Here is a 20,160-nt window from a genome sequence, read left to right as displayed (position 1 = left end):
AAGACACCTTTCGGCAACTGCACATTAAGGAGTCTTTATGAACGCACCAACCATCCTCACCGGAGACCGTCCAACCGGCCCGCTGCATCTTGGCCACTTCGTCGGATCGCTGCGCCAGCGCGTGGCGCTGCAGCAGACGCACAACCAGTTTGTGCTGATTGCCGACCTGCAGGGGCTGACCGACAACGGCAGCAACCCGCAGAAGATCCGCGACAACATCCCCGAAGTGCTGGCCGACTATCTCGCCGCCGGCATCGACCCGAACCTGACCACGATCTGCCTGCAGTCCGCCCTGCCCGCCCTCGCCGAGCTGACGATGCTGTATATGAACATCGTCACCGTCGCCCGCGTGGAGCGTAACCCGACGGTGAAAAACGAGATTGCGCAGAAGGGCTTCGCCCGCTCGCTGCCGGTCGGGTTTATGGCCTACCCCATCAGCCAGGCGGCGGACATCACCGCGTTTAAGGCCGAGTACGTGCCCGTCGGCGACGACCAGCTGCCGATGATTGAGCAGACCAACGAGATTGTGCACAAGATGAACAGCCTGCTGCCCGCCCCGGTGCTGCGCCACTGCAAGGCGATGCTGAGCGACACCAGCCGCCTGCCCGGCATCGACGGCAGCGCCAAGATGTCGAAATCGCTGGGCAACACGCTGCACCTTTCGGCCAGCGAAGAGACCATTCATCGTGCGGTCAGCGCCATGTACACCGACCCGAACCACCTGAAGGTGAGCGACCCGGGGCAGATTGAGGGGAACGTGGTGTTTACGTACCTCGACGCGTTTCATCCGGACAAGGACAAAGTGGCGGCAATGAAGGAGCACTATCAGGCGGGCGGGCTGGGTGACCGGGCGTGCAAGAACGAGCTGGAGGCGTGCCTGCAGGAGCTGATTGCGCCGATGCGGGAGCGGAGGGCGATGTATATGCAGGATAAAGGGGAGCTGATGGCGATGCTGAAGCGCGGGACCGAACGGGCGCAGGGGGTGACGCAGGGGACGTTGAGGGAGGTGAAGGTTGGGCTGGGGGTGCCGGTGTTTAGTTAAAGTCGATTTAGCGGTGGAGTGCGTGGGAAGAGCACGAAGCCGCTTTGTAGCCGATTAAAATAATAGTTAAAGCGCAAGAGTCTCTTAAATGCATTTTTAGCTAATGTCGTTTGTTATTCTGTTGAGAGCGCTATATTCATAGATTCTTTATATTTTTCGAACGTCGTAGAAAATGTTATGAGCAAGTTTATTATTTCCATGCTGAATACATTACTTTGTGTTTTTGTGATTGTGTTATGCCTCATATGCGTGGGCGTCACTGATAACTGGAAAGAATGCACTATAGCTATAATCATTACTTTAGGATGCGCACATTTCATGGCCGTTTTACTGAATCGTGTATTGCCTCATAAGTTATCTATTTTAGAAGGAATACTTGAATTATTGGGAGGACCACTATTAGTAATAGGCACAATTGTGTGCTTTGATGTATTCGAACCCTGGCCGCTAAAAATCATTGGGATGTTTGCGTGGATTGTTTTGATTTTCTTTGTACCTTCAATAATAAGTCCCAGGCGTTAATTCGGTCTCTTTATAAATATCTGCGCCATTTCTTCCCCCATGGAATCCAACATAATGAATCCCACTCTTTCGCAGGTCATAGAAGTTGTACGTCAGTCCTCAGGACATCATCGCAAGCGCATTGATGAGAACACCCTGATCGAAGCCGACCTCGATATATGCGGCATGGATGGCGATGCCCTGATTGAAGACTGCGAGGACGCGTTTGGCGTTACGCTCGTCACTGAAGAAGATGGTTATGAGAAAACTTTTTCTCTCGCTGAAAACGAGTTTCTTTTTAGCACCGAGGGCATAGATTACTTTGGTATCTGCCGTTTAATTCGCAGGTTGCGAGGCATTCCCGAACCTGTGATACGCGATTTAACCGTTGGCGAACTCCATGCTGTATTGGTTAAGGCTGTGAAAGAGCAGATAAAACACGAGTGATTTTTTCTTACTACGGGCATGGGATACATGCCCGTTACCTATCACTTTGGTCAGTTCAATGTCACCCGTAACCGTATTGAAGTTCAGATAGAAAAAATCTGCGTTTAACCGTTCGGGTGTCGACCAGACCTCCTTCACTTCCAGGCTACGCTTTTTCTTCACATACCCTAACGTTTCGAGATAAGCGCGCAACGGCGCAGCACTGGTAGCGCCTTTAAAAATGATACTGTTTGAAGGTTCGTAACCATCGCCCGAATGCGCCTCAAAATAATAGTCGTCCGTTACTTTAGGGGCGTTTTCAATCTCCCCGTCTGTCAGCAGGTGGTAGTGGAAAAAATCGTTTTCTGTATAAACAGTCGTGTCATCAGAACCGTATGCCACAAGGCAGACAAACAGCCATCCGAGGATAAATACCGTGGCAGTCGAAAGTACGTACCACTTCAGGACTGTTGACGGGATTGTCGAAAAAATCTTCAATGAAATATCTCATGCCCGTTTCAGGCTGCATATCTTTCGGATGACGAACATCAGTAGTGCGGTAACGACGACCATCATCCCACCCAATACCCACAGGAATGATGGGTCTGCTTCACCATCAGCAAACCCCAGACCGGTACGATTTAAAAAATCATTGCTGGCTTGAGATAAGTAATCGAGTAAACCTCCCAAAGGAAACAGGACAATAAAGAAGGAAGCAATGAGGCATGCCAGACCAATCAGGATATTATTTTTTAACTTTGCATGAAGCATAATCGACCCTTCCTGTTACATCTATATGCCCATATGCCATCAACCCTTTGCCACCAGGAACACGAATCTTCTTACGTGCGAGCAAAGATTGTCTGACCAGCTGAAAATCAGGGATATTATAGAACGTTATGCATCCCCACGACTCTCCTTCGCCATTCGGCCTCAATGGGTGAAGCCTAAATGATCCTCTGTCGACCCCATTCACAAATACGTTATCAGCCATGGTCGATGCATTAAACAAGCCGAACCATTCAGAATGATCGGTCCCGTTCTTTAAGTCTTTTACAAATCGCCCAACACGATTAGCAACACTTCCTTCCGGTGAATCAACGATCCAATATGTACCCACCGGTAACGCAGCATTCCTGATAAAGGCGCACTCTGCAATATTGGTTACGGGTTCGACACCTGAAAAAACAGGAAATGCCCCAACCCCATAGACGTGTAATGTCAATGTTCTTCCATCTGCGGAGACATCGTTGTAATCCATCCTACAAATTTGCATAGCAATCTCCCTGTCGCTTTGCGGAGAATGTTACAACCGTTTTATTGGGTGTACCAGCGGAATTAGATAATTCATTTAAAAAAGAAAAATACGGACACGTGTATTCAAGCCCGTATTAACCTATCCTTTTACATGATTACAGAAGGGATATTTTAGATATTATTCTTACTCTGCCAGACCATTTCTGCGCTTCACCATAGGTATATCCCCAGTATCATTCAACGCGCCCGGAAACGTTTTTAACCACTGCGCGACTTTCTGTTTATTTATATTCACCACACTCATGCCTTCCAGGCATCCCCATAATTCTCTTGTATGCTGTGGCGTAATCACGATGCAGTCTTTCATTGCGCGGATTTTCACCGGCATGCCGTTGATAAAGCCTGCACGGGTTAACCAGTCCCCGCCTAGCAGAAGATATTTCATGTCTATGCGTGCATAGAGTTCGCAGCAGGCGGCACTGTCCTGCGGCGTTTCCGCGCGGGGATGTATGGGTGCCGCGTTGGGCTGGTTGCCGTGAAGACGGCGGGCGCTGTTTTTGCGTACCAGCTCGCGGTTTTCAATCATGCTGGTGAAAGCGTCTGATTCTGTTTTGCAAACAGTAAACTCTGGCTTAAAATTCGTCGCAGCCATTTTCAACTCCTTTTCAGTTGCTGGTGGTTAGCGGTATGGGGGTGTTGCAGCACCTTCATATCGCGAATTCCTCGTTAAATATTCTTTGATACTTCCTTTGCCGTTCGGCGTAATTTCTGATGCTCATTATACAGGGCTGAATATAAATACAGCAGTTTGGTGTGGAGTAAATTTGGAATTTGCGAGGGGGATTCAGGAAATAGGGTTTTAATTCGAGAAATGACAACGCTTCGTCTGGAAATCACTACAACTCACCTCCTCCAGATATCTGTTCGTTCGCACCTGGCGCTAATGCCGCATCGGTTGCCACCACGCCTTTCTCACATATCTCTCAAAAATTCATCAAACCTATAGATTAACGATTTACATCACCCTGATTTTGTTATGTGATCCTGTTACAGGCTTTAGTAACGCCCTGCCCAGCCAACCGTAACAGGACTTCATCGATGGAATTTTATCAGGCCGATCCGACGCTTGAGAACTACTGGCGTGGTGTGATCCTCTTTGGAAGGAACGTCGCATCTTACAAATTTGCGCTGGCGTCAGCGTTGTATGAAGTGGATAAAACAGGCAGCGATTTGATTACGCTCGACCAGCTTGCCGTGCCGTTCAGCCGCTATCTTTGCGAACATCTGAAGCATGCGCCAAAACAGATCACCTCCCGCAGCAGTCAATTTCTGGAAACCTGCCTGAAGTTCAACAGAGGTGAAATCACCCACGCTCAGCTCATTGAAGCGACGGTGCGCCTTGGCTTTAACAACGTGATCGATGCCTTTCATTACGTGAACCAGGGTGAGATCGAAAAACGTTTTTTCCTCGATGAGCGCAAAACCCACAACGGGATCCGCCTGACGGATAACTTCTTTTTACTGAGCGAACGCCTGCAGTATAAAAACCTCGCCTTTGAAACTAATGCCCGCTGGAACCTGGTAGAACAGGCCTGGTCTATGGGGATTTCACGTAACCTTGTGGGCGTGGAGTTCGATGAAGATAATCAGCTGTTGTTCACGAGGGTAAATGCGCGTCGCGTAGACATCACCAGCTGTCGCGACAGCCTGAATGGTTACCAGAAAGGACGATGTTTTTACTGCTTTAAACCCATCAGTCTGGTACCGGGAGACGCAGAACTGGCGGACGTCGACCACTTTATTCCCTGGGCTGCCCGCCAAGAAGTGAGCAATATTAACGGCGTATGGAACTTAGTGCTGGCCTGTCGGTGTTGTAACCGTGGCGTTGAAGGCAAATCTGCACGCATTCCCGAGCTCAGGCTCCTGCAGCGGTTACACACACGCAATGAGTATTTTATTCAGAGCAAACTGCCGTTACATGAGACGATTGTTCTACAGACAGGGCAACGTCCTGAAGCACGGAGAAGCTTTCTTCAGCGTAACTGGCAGGCCGCGCTGGACAAACTTATCCATACCTGGAAACCCAACGCGGAAGGCGAGGCAACGTTTTAATGACACTTCACTACTATCAGAATCACGCACAGGATTTCTTCGATGGCACGGTCAATGTCGATATGACCGCGCTCTACGACGCCTTCACGCAACAACTGCCTAATGGTGCCCGGGTTCTGGATGCGGGCTGTGGTTCTGGTCGGGACGCAAAAGCCTTTCATGAAATGGGTTATCTGGTGGATGCTTTTGATGCCTCTTCCGCGATGGTGGAGCTGGCAAGGCAACATACCGGGCTACCCGTGCAGCTGACGACATTTTCAGAGATCGACGCTAAAGCGCAGTACGATGGGATCTGGTGCTGTGCCTCTTTGCTGCATGTCCCCTCTTCTGAGTTGCCTGCGGTGATGCAGAAGCTTGCGGATGCGCTTAAGCCTGGCGGCGTCTGGTACGTGTCCTTTAAGTATGGCAACGGTGAGCGTGTGCAGGGTGAAAGACGGTTTACGGATCTGGATGAAGAGGGGTTGCGGGAGTTATTGAAGGCGGTTCCGGGGATTGAGATAGCTTCGCTGTGGGCGACTCAGGATAACCGCCCGGACAGGGATGAGACATGGCTGAATGGGATATTACGAAAAACCGCCGCTTGATCAACACGTAGTTCTAATCGATAGGGAGTTGGTTAACTCAGTCATTCATTACCTTGGTTACCGAAGCCATCGATACCCTGCGCTACATAATCAGCTATCTCGCTAAAGAAGATCAAAAACACGGTCATTATCCATTGAGGTACCACTCTCCAGCGGACTGGGGTGTCCTCGCACCGTGTAACTCACGTTCTGCACTTTTTTACGTATAAATCCATTAATGTGGAAGGGCTGGTGGTAACGAGCAATCAACCACCAGCTCAGGATAATCCCACAATGGGAGACAAAGTCATGAGAGAACAAATTTCTTTACTCGATGACCAGTTGGTAGACATGCGTTTCATAACGGGGCTAACAGATAAATGATTCTATAAGCTGATAAAAGAAGCCTCATATCCTAAGCCGATTAAGCTGGGCAGAGCTTCCCGCTGATTAAAAAGTGAGGTAGAAGAGTGGTTGTATTATCGCATTTCTGAATCTCGTAATTAAAGTAGTCATAAACTACAGTGCAATTGGTGTAATACAATTATTAAAAATACATTACCCCCATGACGACTAAATTACAATTAATTCCAGAGAATCAATATCAAAATTGCAATTTAATGATTAGCCATAGTCGTTGAAAAAGTATCCATGTGCATATTGATATATTAAATATTAATTTTATTGAGCAGACAACACGCGACAGTGCATGACACCCCCCTCCCTATGCTTCTCATTCATTAATTATTATGACCTTATATCTGAAGGTTGAATCAACTAAAAACAACTATTAAGAATGGCAGATAGCAAAAGAATTGATATACGGGCCAGGAAAGTTTTCCCCTCCGGGCCCATACAAAAAAAATATTACTCCACTGTTAATAATGTACTTGGTACGCCGTACGAAGAAACAAACAATCCTTTTACCGCGCGCGTTGCAGCCACATGGAGCAACGCTCGTTCATTAAATAATGCATCGCGCTGTTCTACAGGGTCATCAGATGCAATTGCTTTGACTTCCGGCACAACACCATCGTTGATGCCCGCAAGAAACACATACTGGAACTCCAACCCCTTAATGCGGTGCATCGTTGCCATACGCACACCAGGGCGTTGATCACTATCACCACTATCCTGACCTAAATTATAGGTCTCGATTCCAGCATCATTCAGAGCAGAAGCATAACGCTCGTAAGCATGCTTCGTACGAGCGGTAATGCAGATATCCTGGGAACGGACATCATTGGCTAACAACGCCTGAATTTGCTTGATAATCGTCGCAGCCTCTTCTTTAAAATCTGAAGCATGAGTGATCATGGGTTTTTCACCATGAAGCAATGATAAATAATCGTTGCTGGCATCAGTTTCACCATCCAGGTTGTCAACCTTAACGCCGGTTAACAACCCGACAGCAAACTGTCGCGTCTCTTCTGTAGTCCGGTAGTTAATTTTCAGTTTTTTACTACGGCGCCCACGAACGTTAATCCCACACTGACCTAGAACGACTTTATTGCGGTAAATACGCTGATGTCCATCACCCACGATAAAGAGATCGTTAGGAGACTCTGGAACCAGGCTACGAATAAGGGTAAAGGCCGGTGCGCCTATATCCTGAGCTTCATCGACTACGATACTGCTATAAGGCAATTGCACCTGTTTTTCTTTAAACAGAATGATAGCCTCATGCATGGCATCTCCCATCTCTCGCAGTTTGGCTCGCGCCATTTGTGCCCGGAACTCTTCAAACACAGGCCAGATTTTCGCGCGCTGAATACGGGATAACGCCGTGCCACGACCAATACGACTCACCTTCAGATATTCTTCACGGCTGTAAACCGCATTCGGCTGAACAACACGTTGCCACTCTTCAGAATAAAAGTTATCCGGTAATCCCAATTCAGCAGGAACTTGCTGCAAGGCATAGTTCCAGCATTTACGTCGCCCTTCATCGCTGTCATAGACCACGCGGAAATCATATCCATGGCGTTTAAGCTGCTCGCTCATCCAGGCATCAATGTTAACAACTTCAATACGCGCCATCTCCTCACGGCTACACAAACGCTGGAGGTTGGCGCGAATATCCGCCGCCAGGTTACGGGTGAAGGTTGTGAACAGAACTTTTTTACCGGGTTTATCGGCCAGGCGTTGGGATAACCAACGTGCACGATGCATCGCAACAACTGTTTTGCCCGTGCCTGCACCACCTAACACTCGCACCGGACCATTTGCCGGAGACTCCACCAGTTTTCGCTGGCTCGGGTGCAGGAATACACGCCATTTTTCCAGTGGCGCATTGAGCATTTGCAGTAGCTCCTGTTCATTTTCAACGACATGGAAACGACGTTTACTTCTCTCAATTGCCTCAATAAAGTCGTTGGTATCAACAGGCTCATCACGGTGATCGTTAAACTCCTCCACCACTTCTTGGTAATCCAGACCTTCTGCCAGCCAGTGTAGGGGCTCCCAAGCTTCTGCTGGCATCACGCTTTCCAGCTGATTCAGCCCTGTGGTATCCACAAGAGCCATCACCTGCTCAATAAACACAGGAGGAACACCCAGCGCGAGGATCTGCTCTGCCGTATACGCAGCAAAGAGTTTGGGTTTATCGACAACAGTCGGCTCGGGGGTAGGTTTGATATAGCTGGTATCAATCACCTGAATCGCACCGGTTACCGGGTGAATCGCACATTCGTGTCGCCGCGCCCAGTCGTAGGCTTCGTCGTGCTTATCCACCCACATCAGCATATACAGAGCACCCTGCTCAGGTTTCAGGACGATCCCCCGGTAGGTTTGGTCTATACGCACGGAATGCACATTATTGCTGCGTGCATCGTGGATCTTTTCGTAGTTCAGCCCATTACTCGTCGGATCCTGGCGGAACTTAGAGATGAATTCCTGGACCTTTTTTTGCTGCGCTTTAGGAATCCGCGCAAAAGCCCCCAGAAAACCATCAGAAAGTGCCACCTTTGGCGTTGGAATCGTCATTTGTCACCTCCGGACAGATGCTGCAATGTATTTTCGTCAATTGGCCCGAATGCAACGTGCCAACCCTTACTTGCGAATAAAGCAGTAAACTCCTGATTATCAATAATCAAGGCTTGCTTTTGTAATGGCCAGGCGAGATCGGCTTCTGCAATAATTTCGCCATCGTCATCCTGCAATTCATATCCAACCGTCGGTGCCGGTAGTGATAACGACTGAAGCAAAGCGATTTCTTCTGCGCCCAATAAGCCAAACTCAAGTATTTCTGCCCAGCTCTCGTCAGGCTGAATATCCACTACAACCGAAGTCTGCATTTTTACCGTTTCAGCCTCCTGCGGTAAATGAACAGCTTTACGGCTGGTAAATGTCATATCTGGCAGGAACTGCAGTAAATTCACCATCCACCAGAAACCGTTAAATCCGGCTTCATAGCCATCATCCTGGGAATAACGATCGTCAAAGCAAATATGCAGCCTCAACCAATTTCGCATTTGTTCAATGCTTGTCGTTGATTTAATGGCTTGTTGCGGTACAACAGCTGCCAGCTCAATGAACTGTTGTGATGAACTACAGCTATCCAGTAAACCACCAAATACAAAAGGTTCATCAGGCAAAAGTGCATTCAACCGATAAGCGGGAGCGTTCTCCTGCATTTCATAGGCGTACTTTTGTTTGGCTCCAGTATCCTGCGACTTTTTAGGATCCAACCACACCCAGGCAAAGGCAGCGGCCATTTTCTGCCATAGCAGAGTTTTATTACCGGGATCAGAGAGATAATCGAGTAGCAGTGCAAAACTGTTTCTCTCCCTGAATGAACCTTCAAGCGTAGCAAAGTTTGTATCATGGAACGGGTTATAAAACTTAGGCTGTTTCATATCCGGGTTATGACCAAGCCCCATAACATTCTGTACATGTTTAATACCTTGTTCTTGAAGGTCTGCCCAGGTCACTGTCCATACCCAAAAATTACCGCTGTCTTTAATCGCCTGCCGTTTTTGGACATCATCCGACACGCTATCTTTATGAAAAGCAAAGCCATCCAGGAAAATTGCTACCGGTTTTATCTTTTCTGACTGCATCAGAGGATAGAGCACATAATCTGGTCGGCTAAGGATGCCTACTCCTTCTTTAACCCCTAAATCAACCTGTGCTTTGAGATGCCAGCTCATCGCCGGTTCTGTACGGGTATTAATAATCCAGCCTGCATTCTGATGGGCATAACTCCGGCTCACGAGAAGATTTTTGTTATCCTGCAGGCAGTGAATGAACCGTTTTTCCAGTTCACTCCCCATCATGGCATCAAGCGAAATGTTTTTGATGGAATCAATAACGCGTATAGCAGCACTGGCCTTCAGGATTTTCGCCAGTAAGAGACGCGCCTGATCTCTTGATACATACTTCATACGCCCGCGGTCACGGTAAGCGTAAACACAGCGATAGCAGCCGTCTTTATGCGTATCATGGTTGCAGCTGCATTCCACTAGCGCCTTGTAGGCCAGCTCAAGTAATTTCAGAAGGTTGTCAGGTGTACGCATCAATTCTTTGAGTGAGCCGGTTCCCCCTGGTACGGTGTCGTAAATCACCAGATACTGACGCCAGGATTCGCCCTCATTTTCCGGCTCGCGATACACCACGCCTTTCAGATGATCCACGTTACCTTTGAAGTAATGTTTAAGCCCAAGCTGAATGGCTGCCCCTAGGGAGGCTTCCACCACGCGATCGTTGCTGTAGCTGGTCACTGGCAGCAGGATACGCAATGCCTCAGATTCCAGTTGGCGATAAAGATAGAGATAATCTTCAAACTTCGCTTTTTCGGGTTCAGCGCGATATTTACAGCTCAGGTCATGACGTGGTTCATGATCTCGAGGGCGCTGCACCATGCCGCAGCCGAGGCAAACTTTAAACCCGGTGCGTTTCTTTGCCTCTCCTGCGATCATCAGCTCATTGGCATCATCCGCCATTTTGCCAAAGTTGATATCTCGCAGAGTCACTTTGCTCAAAAACTCAAAGCCAAACGGGATTTCTCCTTCATCAATAGCATAAGCGGCCGATACATCCTCTTTTTCGAAGCTGACCAGTAGCTGTCGCTGGAAGAATGCCGGTTCGCGACTATCGCTCTCATCACTGATCTGGCTGTCACGCGCGCTTGAGCGGGCATAAACCTGACGAAGCTTCAGTAATGTCGTTTTTTGCCCGGCATCAGCCCAACCTGGTGTGCCGCATTTTGGACAGTATTTATGCTGATCGCCGGTCTGATCGATATTCTCGCTGTAGTTACAGTGGCTGCAAATACGCCAGTTTTCAGGCTCAGACACTTTCAGATCAATCTGTTCGATTTCAACTTTATGCCCACCCGCATAGAAGTTATTCAACGGGGCAAGCTCAGCCAGCGCCGTTGAAGCCGGACGCTCGTATTCGTAGGTCGTGTTCTGATACTCACGCGTTTCCCCACCGTCCTTGCGCCGCCACAGCACAGAACGCAGCGTAATACCGGCCTCCGGGAAGGCATAGTTGGGAAGTAATCCTTCATCGGTGAGGAAATTAAGCGTTTGCTTGTTATTGATCTGGTTCACCAGCGTCATTAGCGCCTGACGTTCCGAAGTCAACTCGCGCATATCGCTGTCAAAGTTTTGATCGTGCGGGTCGCTATCCAGCTTGTCGATACTGCGCTTGAGTTTATCAATTCGGGAACGCAACGATTTGCGATCCTCCACCAGCAGTTTTAATGCTTGTTCGATACGTTGAACCAGAGAACGCTGCCCTGGTGCCCCTTGCAAATATGACAGTAACTGTAGACGAGTGTCTTCCGTAAGATCAGGGAAGATGGATGAGAACTGCTGAGCAATATACACATGATGCTGATCAATATAACGCAGGAAGTTATAAGGGAACCCAGACTTGTGTCCAAACTCCAGCTCGTCCAGCATCTGCTTCACGTTTTTGCTGATAGCAGATGCCGGGACGCCGGTTTTCACCCAGTTGTCCATGCAGAATGCAGCCAGCTGACGCTCCAGGATAGCCGTTGCGTTCAAGAACACACCAGGGGCCTGTACCTGCCCTTGCATCATCTCCAGAGGCTCTTCAAAGAAGAACTGATCGTGTGGGTTCCCCTCAGCCACAGTGATGTTAAGTGCATTGCCGTCTTTACGCCCGGCACGACCAATACGCTGTAAGTAATTAGCCTGCGCGGGTGGAACAGAACAGAGTAATACCGTAGAAAGGTCACCCACATCGATCCCCATCTCCAGCGTCGGTGTTGCCGAAAGCAGGTTGATATTCCATGGCTGATTACCGCGGTAGAACGATTGTTCCGTAGCCTCACGATCTTCACGGCTCAGTAATCCGGTATGCTCTGCCCCCTGAACACGAGCGATGTCCATATTATCCCAGTGCCAGGTCACTGTATTTTCAGTTTCCTGATAGCGGCCTTCACAGCGCAGAGAAAGACATGGCGCGTTTCGCCAGTGCCACCCCTGATCGGCCGGTGCCCGAACAACCTCACGACAGCAAGAGCAGTTTAGCTGAACAACATCGCGGCTCACCACCAGCGCCGAAGGTACTAGCCCCCATGCTTCTTTGCCTTTTGTATCAAAATCTTTTACCAACCCGGCCATTTTCAGTGCCGCAAACAGACGTCGTAAAACCGTCTCTGCCAGGCTGCTGATAAACAGATTATTACCGTTGCTGAGTGTGCGGTTGATCCAATGCTGATACCAGCTGGGGTTGGATTTCGCACCAATCAATCGATGGAAGCCATTTATTTTTTCAAACGAGGCATAGGCCGGTTTACGCGTTTTCGGACCAATAGATGGCATATAGCGTGAAGTTCGCTCCTTCTGCGTCATCATAAAGGTCTTACCCTCACGCCGATAGCTTTCGAACGCCGGATGCAGAACGGCTCCCGCCTGCCGCTGATGCCAAAGAACGCCAATCACCAGGTGTGCCACCTGCTCAACGCTGACCCCAACCATTTCATCACCCAGCTCTTCGACAAGCTGTTGGTGAAGCGCCGTTATCGCTGAATTGAAACGTGCAATATCAATTCCTGCCGCTGCGTAACCGGTGGCCTCCAGCGTACGTCCAATTCGCGCGCGTAGAGTAAATTCGCTGTATACCTCCCAGTCGAGACGAAGAGAAACCAGTTCCGGTAAATCGGAACTCTCTGCCAGCTGGCCTTCGTTCTTCAGCGTCTGGTAATCGTTCATCCACTGCATGTTGGGCGCGATGAAGCTCGCGGCAAAATGAGCATCATCCGGTGAACGTTCACGCGTCTGCTGGCAGACGCGTGCCGCAAAGGCATCCAACGGTAAAGTTTCTTTTTCACCCAACACGCTGGCGATTTGTCCCCGTACCATTAACGGCCAGGTTCGGGCGGTAAAGAAGCTGGCGCGGTGTGCGGCATCCTGCACTGAGTCAGAAAACGTAATCAGCTTTTTATGTTCGTTGAACTGGCTACCATAAAGCTGATGGATCATCACCGCCGACAGGCTGGCTGCCTGTGACCCAAGAATCGAAATACCCTGTTTGCTGTTGCAGTACGGGCATTCGTTGGCAAATTCCAGTTCATCCTTACGCTCTTTGAGCATATCCGGGATAAGTACTTGTAGCAGATCAGTATGGCCACAATGCCCACACTGCACGTTAGATTGCTTATTGAGCTTTAAACAGGAAGGGCACAGTTTCTGGTGAACACCGCTGACAGGTTTATCGTTGTTATCCGGGAAGGCCAGTACAATAGAACGGCCTTTTTCGAAGAACTGACGATAAATACCGTCCAGATCGGTTTCGAGTTGAACGCTCTGACCATGGCGCAGGCTCGCCCAACCGGTAGCATGGCAGTCACGACAGTGAATAACGGGAAGGTAATGTTCGCGGTCTTCCACCGCGACATCATCAGCAAAAACAAGCTCAGGTATTTTTGACACGCTGGCGACCAGGCGGCGCATCTCACGCAGCCACAGTTGAGAACGTAGTTGGACAAAAGGTAGAACAGGACGCGCTTTACTCGACTGCAGGCGTTTTTCCCGATCTTCCTGTTTTTCTGGAACATCCAGGCGCGCCTGAGCAATCAGTGCCAGAATGCTTTGCAGCACGCGGGTTGCATGCCCGGCGCTTTCCGCCAGCATCACCTGGAGATTTTCCAGGCACTGCTGTTCCGACAAAATACCCCCCTGCAAATCCTCAAGCAGTACGTGCAGGATGCTGTGGCGGCGTAACAATGAGCCCAACTCAATACGCTTTTCACGTCCGAGATCGCTGTCCAGATCGGCAGGTAATTGCAGTGAACTATCCGGAAACCATAGTGGAATTTGTCCGTTCAGATAATCTACCGGGCTGGCGTACGTTTGCGGATCCAGCGCAGCGCTGACATCCTGGCCCGGATACTGACTGTACTCGATGGTATAACCTTGCAGATATTCCGCCGCCGTGTAGCGATCTTCGCGAATAACCGCGTCATCGCTAAACGGCTGATCAAAGATCGTTTTCGCATAATCGAGTAGTTGTCCCAGTTCGTCACCTACGGTAGCTGACGTCCCCACACAGGCAAAACGCTTGTCATCGACACCAATATGATGCTTTAAGCGACGCACCAGACAGGCCAAATCCGACCCCTGCGCACCATCAAACGTATGCAGTTCATCCACCACCAGATAACGCAGTGACCCAGGCTGGTTATAGCGCCAGAGCTTCTGATCGCCGGGGCGCATCAGCAGGTAATCCAGCATCTTATAGTTGGTCAGCAGGATATCCGGCGGGTTCTCACGCAGGGTATGTTTGCAGGTGATGACTTTATCTGCAGACATCTTTTTGCTGGGTTCGATTTCACTGTCGCCGACAAACAGGCCGACGGTTACTTTGCCATGCAGCTGCGGATCGCTGGCGATGGTTTTGGCGAAACGGCTGGCCTGATCGGTTGCCAGGGCGTTCATCGGGTAAATGATGATCGCTTTAACGCCGGGCTCTGATGACCCAGCACAATGGTTAAGCAGCGGGAACATAAAACATTCCGTTTTACCGGAACCCGTCCCGGTCGCCACCAGCGTCGGCTGAGGCACCTCGATACCCAGGCGCTGGAACGCCTGCGCCTGATGCGCATGCGGTGGGAACGGCAGCGTCAGGTTAGGGAAGAAGTTCAGCGGTAAGTCACTTTTACGAAACGGCAGCTGAGCGGAAAGATACGGCCCTTTCAGCAGCGTTTCCGGCTGGGCCAAAAATTGCTCCAGCATCGAGACGTTATTATTTTCTTCGCCGTTAAACAACGGGCTGTTAAGCGGAAAGGCTGCCCGTAAAAAGGAGGCAACGCTGTCGGCAACCTGCCGACTGACAACAGAAGGCAGCATCAGGCGCTCTCCTTATCTTGTGCAAAGAATGCCCAGGCCACTTTATAATCATCTTCGCGGTCGGGTTTGATAAACGGAGCCTGCCAAATGACGGTTCGGCGCTCGCCTTCGTCGCTGCGGGTATAGTCATCAAAAGTGACGCTGACGGTACCGGTTTGCAGATGCTTGACATCATCCCAGCCGATGGCTTGATCGGTACAGTCGCCGCCGGTCCAGTCTGGGCTGTCGACGTTAAAGACAAAACCATTTTTCAGGTCCGCTTTACGCGCGGTACGCGGCAGGCCGACGCCCACCAGCCCTTTACTTGGGGTAAAGACAATGCGGCCGTTTTGATCATACCAGGTATCGGCTTCATACTGACGCATGACCGGGAACTGAACGCGGTAGATAGTAAGCAGTTCTTCGAGGGTTAAACCCAGTGCCTGTGCCACCAGCACGTCGATTTCCACCAGCGCCTGACGGCGACTGTAGTCGGAGCGTAAGGCGCAGTTACGCTGCCACTCTGGGGTCAGATCAGCGAAGAAATCCTGGGGAAGTTGTGGGAGATCGCGGCTCCAGCGCTGGGTGTTGAAGTCTGAGTTATAACAGGATTCCCAGAGAGCTGCATAATCATTTACCAAAGATACCAAACATAGGGCTCGGGTATGCAATGCTTTACGGTAGACAGCTTTAGTTAATAATGGCAGCTGATTAAGCATTGAAATATTAGCATGCCCGGAACCTGTACTTTTAACTCTAAAGTCTAGCGGTAGCGATATAGTCTGACAAAAGAAATCCAAGAGTTCTTTTTGGTTACTAAAAACAGTACTTAAACAGGTGTGAATATGGCTTACGCCCGGAGGCACGATTGTAGTAATCAGTGTTCTTTCAGATGAGGAACCAATCATTTCGCGATTCACAAAACGATAATAATCCGTCACCTTCCTCGGCTCGTCTTCATCCTGTTCTTTCCACGAAACCCGTGGAGTGCGCTTTGCATACTCCTGTGCATCACATGCCGGAATATAGTTAGTGCGCGGCAGATAGTCGTCGGGTAGGGTTAACAGGTCCAAACAATCGTAATCGCTGTTTAACGTACAGTTTTCGCGCGGAGTCTTGTAGAACGGTGTCCCAACAAAGAAGTGCGGGCCAGACAATACCCATTGTGATGCATCCTCAGGGAACTGTGTCTTACGTTCAATAGTGCCGTCTTTCTGCTGGTTTGTTTCGTGCCACATTTCCAGGGATAAATATTGCCCCTGTAAATCACCCAATCTCTTCGGCTGATTAGCAAACTTTTCCAGTACAGCAACAAGTTGCTCTGCGTGCAAAGCGGGCAAACGTGCCTGCCAGGCTGGCGTTCCTTCACTGTCATACAGACGAGCAAATAAAGAGAGCTCCTTCAAACCAATATGAATTAGACGTGAACGGTGGCCCGACGTATTCCAGGAAACTTTGATTTTGCCTTCAATTTCCTGCTCATCTTTGATACCAGGAACAGGGCCTGCATTGTTGTGTTCAAAAGAGGCATCAATAGCGCTTACTGCGTAAACGTTTGACATGTTAATAAAGGACGGTGTTGTATTCTGAGGTCCATATACGTTAATGCTGAACATCGTTGCATGATGCACTTCAGCAAAAAGACTCAATTCGTTATGAAACTGAAAATGCGCCCTCAACCTCGGATACACCGACGCACGCAACTGCCCGCCTTTAGGATCGTCATAGATACCCTCCGGATGCAGGAAACCTGCCACACCTTTCTGCGCCCCTAAGCGCCATGCCTGCGGCAGGAAGCATTTATACAGATTAGTCTGCACACCGCGCAGTACAGGGTAGTTCTGCTGCGCATTCAGGAAGTTCTGCATCCCCTCACAGCCTTCATACTCGCTGCGCCAGGCATTTTCGAGCAGCGGAATTCGATTGAAGGTTTCATGACGCAATGTCGCCAACTTCGAAGCACTCAATCGGCCTAGAACAAACTCCGGCTCATAGTCGCCCAGCACGCCCGCTTCCTGCCATTCAACTTTCAGCCACGGCGGGTTTCCGAGCATCAGGTCAAAGCCGCCGCGTTCGGCAAACAAATCGCAAAACTCCAGATCCCAATGGAAGAAACGATGTTGCTTCTTCAGCGCATCAACAATCGCCAAACGCGGCAAATGACGGAACAGTACTTCAGTTTTCAGGCGGCCTGCACCGGAAAACAGCGAAGATTCTTCACGCACAATATCCTCGTCGGCAAACAGATTGCCGGTGGCCTGCTCTGCAACTTCAGTGACTCTTTCCGTGACGACAATACCATCGAGCAGAGTCTCCATCTCCATCAGCCACATACCGCGATCCGGCAGTTCATCCACTTTGTCGATTGGCCAGAACCATAGCGCACACCAGTAGTCCATCACCCAGCGCAGTTTCTGATAGGTACTGTTATCTTCGAGGCGGCCGCTAAAGGTTTCATCTTTACTGCTTAAAGAAGAGCGGGCTTGGGTCGTATTTTCCGCAGGCCAAACCGGATAATTGTCGGCGGTTTTCTGGCGCTCGGCTTTCAGCTGCTGACGGAATGTGTTCCAGAGCGCTTCCACTTTGCCGCTGATGCGCTGCACATCAACAATCTCATGCGGTGCAAAGCTTTTGGTAAACTCTTTGCGCCAGCTGTCCAACGCTTTGAAATCATCCGGATAGCGCTGCTTAACGGTTTTGTCGCTGTAGTTGGCCATGCCGCTGTCCGGGAGCAGGAAGTGGAAAATCTGCTTCTCTTCGCGTGGAATATTCATCGCCAGCTCGGTCGGTTCACTGTTAAGCCAGCTCGGATCTTTCGCTTTTTTGTAGGTCAGCTCGCTCTTGTTGAACACCTGACGGCGTGCGCCCACCAACGAGTTGCCACAGTACAGCTGGTAGCCAAACCACGGTACAAATGTATCGCCGCTGATGGCGTTCAGCCACAGCGACACTTCCGCCAGCTCCACCGCCACCGGGTTTAAGTCCACGCCGAATACGTTGTTGTCGGCAATGTACATCTTCACCCGTTGCAGCTCCTGGGTGTAGCGATCCTGAGGAATGCGGCGACCTTCCGCCTGCTGTTTGTGGAACAGGTAAGCTTCCGCCAGCTGGTTGATGGCTTCGTTAAGGAACGCTGCGCTGCCCATCGCCGGTTCGCACACGGTGAGGTTTAATATTGCGTCGGCTTTGGCGTGCAGATCGGTAATCGGATCAATTTGCTCTTTAAACAGCTCTTTCAGGGCATATTTGACTAACGAGCGGGTCAGCACTTCCGGGGTGTAGTAAGAGGCGGATTTTTCGCGGTCACGCCCGGCCATCCGATAGATAAAGCTGCCTTTACGGTGAATACGCAGGCTGCCGTCTTTTTCGTAAACCTTCTCGTCGTCGTGGTATTTGCCGATCTCGTCTTTGCTGACGAAGTAGCCTGTCTCCAGCTCGTTAAACTCTTCTCCGGCTTTTTTGACCTCGTAGAGGTCATCACTGGCAAAGAACCCTCGGTAAGAGAGCAGCGCTTCATACACTGCACCTAACTGGTTGATACCCAATTGGCGATAGGAGATACGCCCCCGACGATTAAAACGTCCTTTACCCGGGCGGCTTAACGACATCGCCTGAATAATTTGTTGCAGGGTTTCGTTGCGGAACACCACACGGTTAAGAATACGGGTGTTATTCGCTTCAAAAAGATGACTTTCCAGACGCGGCACGCTGAACTGATGGCTGTGAATAGTGATCCGATCGCCGCTCTCCAGGTCGCTCTGCATTTTCACGCCGCCGCTGTAGCCGTCACGCACCAGTTTGAACAGCATATTCAGGCTATCGTGGAAGTAGCGCCCATTGCGATCTTCTTCGCTGGTCAGCGGGATCATCTCCAGATCGCGCAGCGTTTCCAGGCTGTAGCCCTGTAGATAGGTTTTGGCGGTCATCGGCGCATAGCCCAGTTCCGGGCGCGCTTCGATATAGAACAGGAACAACAGACGATACATATACCGCAGGCATTCGCGGCTCAACTCATCCGGGTTAATAGCACGTTTCCCGGTATAATAAGCCAGCTCGTTGTCGATGAGATAACGCATCGCTTCATTACCCAACAGCTCAATGCTCTCACGCAGGGCATATTTCAGATCTTCCGACACGCCAAACGCATGTTTGTGCGAATTGTCATCCAGCGAATCGAGATATGGCGCACCGCTGCCGGGTAACAGCGAGTCTTTGTGTAACAACACCGACGTCGCTTTCAGGGTATCTATCTCGCGACGACTTAAAATTTCTTCAAAGTCAAAGCGCAGCAGACGGTTTTGCGCCCACTTAGTACGATCCAGCAATAACAGCTGGCGGTTACCGAGCAGCAGCACAAAACGCGGCGGTTCATTTTGTGTAAAGACCACAGTGGAGAGCAGATCCTGCCAGCTGCGGTATTCGCCGTTCGCTTTTTTACGCAGACTGTCGCGCTTATGTTTATCGGTATCTGCCGGGAACTGCGCGGTCAGCAGTGACAACGCCAGCGGATCCAGCGTTCCTTCTTCCTGGTCATGTGCTTCGACAATCCACAGCCACGGACTGCCATCGGTGCTGTTGTAACGAGCCAATACCGGCAAAGGCGTATCGTCATCCAGCATCTGAATATGCGGATTGAGTTCATAACCCAATGCCTTTAACAGCGGCTGCCAGCGACTGCGCTGATCGGCAAGACGCTGTGGGATCTGGCGCTGTTTTTCATGTTCAGTGAGTTTACGGAAAAACTCTGTCACCAGGCTGTTAAGCTGGTTCCACGGTGCGCGGTAGCCCGCCTCAACCTCTTTGCCCAGTTCACGGGCTGCGCGTTCAGCTTCGCGAGCGGCATTTTCCTGCTCAATCCAGGGTTCCAGTACATCGCGGATATCGCTGGTAAAGACTTCGCCCAGATAATGGTTGGAGTAAAATTCGTTTTCGTTATTAATACCGACCAGCGCCATGA

Annotated in this window: 11 protein-coding genes and 1 pseudogene; 5 read left to right on the top strand and 7 right to left on the bottom strand. The window is 50.1% G+C overall.

The window, feature by feature from the left end:
• Positions 1-37 precede the first annotated feature (37 nt).
• Together trpS and ACOTZF_RS02630 are read left to right on the top strand one after the other, a co-directional pair.
• Positions 38-1,042 carry a tryptophan--tRNA ligase gene (gene trpS, locus ACOTZF_RS02635; protein WP_038981719.1) on the top strand — a complete coding sequence of 335 codons (1,005 nt, stop codon included), beginning with the start codon at positions 38-40 and terminating at the stop codon, positions 1,040-1,042.
• A gap of 576 nt (positions 1,043-1,618) precedes the next feature.
• Positions 1,619-1,990, top strand: coding sequence for a hypothetical protein (locus tag ACOTZF_RS02630; RefSeq protein WP_058679390.1), 372 nt, complete (start codon positions 1,619-1,621; stop codon positions 1,988-1,990).
• On the opposite strand, the gene ACOTZF_RS02625 is transcribed toward ACOTZF_RS02630, so the two are convergent.
• The 4 genes from ACOTZF_RS02625 to ACOTZF_RS02610 all read right to left on the bottom strand — a co-directional run bounded on the left by ACOTZF_RS02625 (position 1,925) and on the right by ACOTZF_RS02610 (position 3,878).
• Complete coding sequence (locus ACOTZF_RS02625; RefSeq protein WP_224085174.1) at positions 1,925-2,467, bottom strand: hypothetical protein; 543 nt, start codon at positions 2,465-2,467, stop codon at positions 1,925-1,927. The genes ACOTZF_RS02630 and ACOTZF_RS02625 overlap by 66 nt on opposite strands.
• Positions 2,468-2,476: 9 nt before the next feature.
• Positions 2,477-2,740: a hypothetical protein gene (locus ACOTZF_RS02620; RefSeq protein WP_038981718.1), complete on the bottom strand. Its 264-nt coding sequence runs from the start codon at positions 2,738-2,740 to the stop codon at positions 2,477-2,479.
• Complete coding sequence (locus ACOTZF_RS02615; RefSeq protein ID WP_306458811.1) at positions 2,715-3,230, bottom strand: DUF2778 domain-containing protein; 516 nt, start codon at positions 3,228-3,230, stop codon at positions 2,715-2,717. Before ACOTZF_RS02615 ends, ACOTZF_RS02620 begins: the two co-directional genes overlap by 26 nt.
• Before the next feature lie 180 nt (positions 3,231-3,410).
• Complete coding sequence (locus tag ACOTZF_RS02610; protein WP_080314640.1) at positions 3,411-3,878, bottom strand: SymE family type I addiction module toxin; 468 nt, start codon at positions 3,876-3,878, stop codon at positions 3,411-3,413.
• Between the two features lie 446 nt (positions 3,879-4,324).
• On the opposite strand from ACOTZF_RS02610, the gene ACOTZF_RS02605 reads away from it, so the two are divergent.
• The 3 genes and pseudogenes from ACOTZF_RS02605 to ACOTZF_RS02595 all read left to right on the top strand — a co-directional run bounded on the left by ACOTZF_RS02605 (position 4,325) and on the right by ACOTZF_RS02595 (position 6,351).
• Positions 4,325-5,338 (top strand): HNH endonuclease domain-containing protein, encoded by a 1,014-nt coding sequence (locus ACOTZF_RS02605; RefSeq protein WP_038981717.1) that lies wholly within the window; start codon positions 4,325-4,327, stop codon positions 5,336-5,338.
• Positions 5,338-5,922, top strand: coding sequence for a class I SAM-dependent methyltransferase (locus ACOTZF_RS02600; protein WP_038981716.1), 585 nt, complete (start codon positions 5,338-5,340; stop codon positions 5,920-5,922). The genes ACOTZF_RS02605 and ACOTZF_RS02600 overlap by 1 nt, the downstream gene beginning before the upstream one ends.
• Positions 5,923-6,210: 288 nt before the next feature.
• A pseudogene (locus ACOTZF_RS02595) lies at positions 6,211-6,351 on the top strand (AlpA family phage regulatory protein).
• Between the two features lie 417 nt (positions 6,352-6,768).
• Here ACOTZF_RS02595 and ACOTZF_RS02590 read toward each other — a convergent pair.
• Genes ACOTZF_RS02590 through ACOTZF_RS02580 form a run of 3 tightly spaced genes read right to left on the bottom strand, consistent with a single transcriptional unit; the run spans position 6,769 to position 20,158 of the window.
• On the bottom strand, positions 6,769-8,886 hold the full coding sequence (locus ACOTZF_RS02590; RefSeq protein ID WP_038981715.1) for an ATP-dependent helicase: 2,118 nt from the start codon (positions 8,884-8,886) through the stop codon (positions 6,769-6,771).
• A complete protein-coding gene (locus ACOTZF_RS02585; RefSeq protein WP_038981714.1) occupies positions 8,883-15,224 on the bottom strand; it encodes a DEAD/DEAH box helicase in 6,342 nt (2,113 codons plus the stop codon). Before ACOTZF_RS02585 ends, ACOTZF_RS02590 begins: the two co-directional genes overlap by 4 nt.
• Entirely contained in the window at positions 15,224-20,158 is a 4,935-nt protein-coding gene (locus tag ACOTZF_RS02580; RefSeq protein ID WP_038981712.1) for a class I SAM-dependent DNA methyltransferase, read from the bottom strand. Before ACOTZF_RS02580 ends, ACOTZF_RS02585 begins: the two co-directional genes overlap by 1 nt.
• Positions 20,159-20,160: the final 2 nt, after the last annotated feature.

This window comes from Enterobacter cloacae complex sp. SHL021 (assembly GCF_049237765.1).
Lineage (GTDB): Bacteria > Pseudomonadota > Gammaproteobacteria > Enterobacterales > Enterobacteriaceae > Enterobacter > Enterobacter cloacae.
This window is presented reverse-complemented; position numbering and strand designations above follow the sequence as displayed.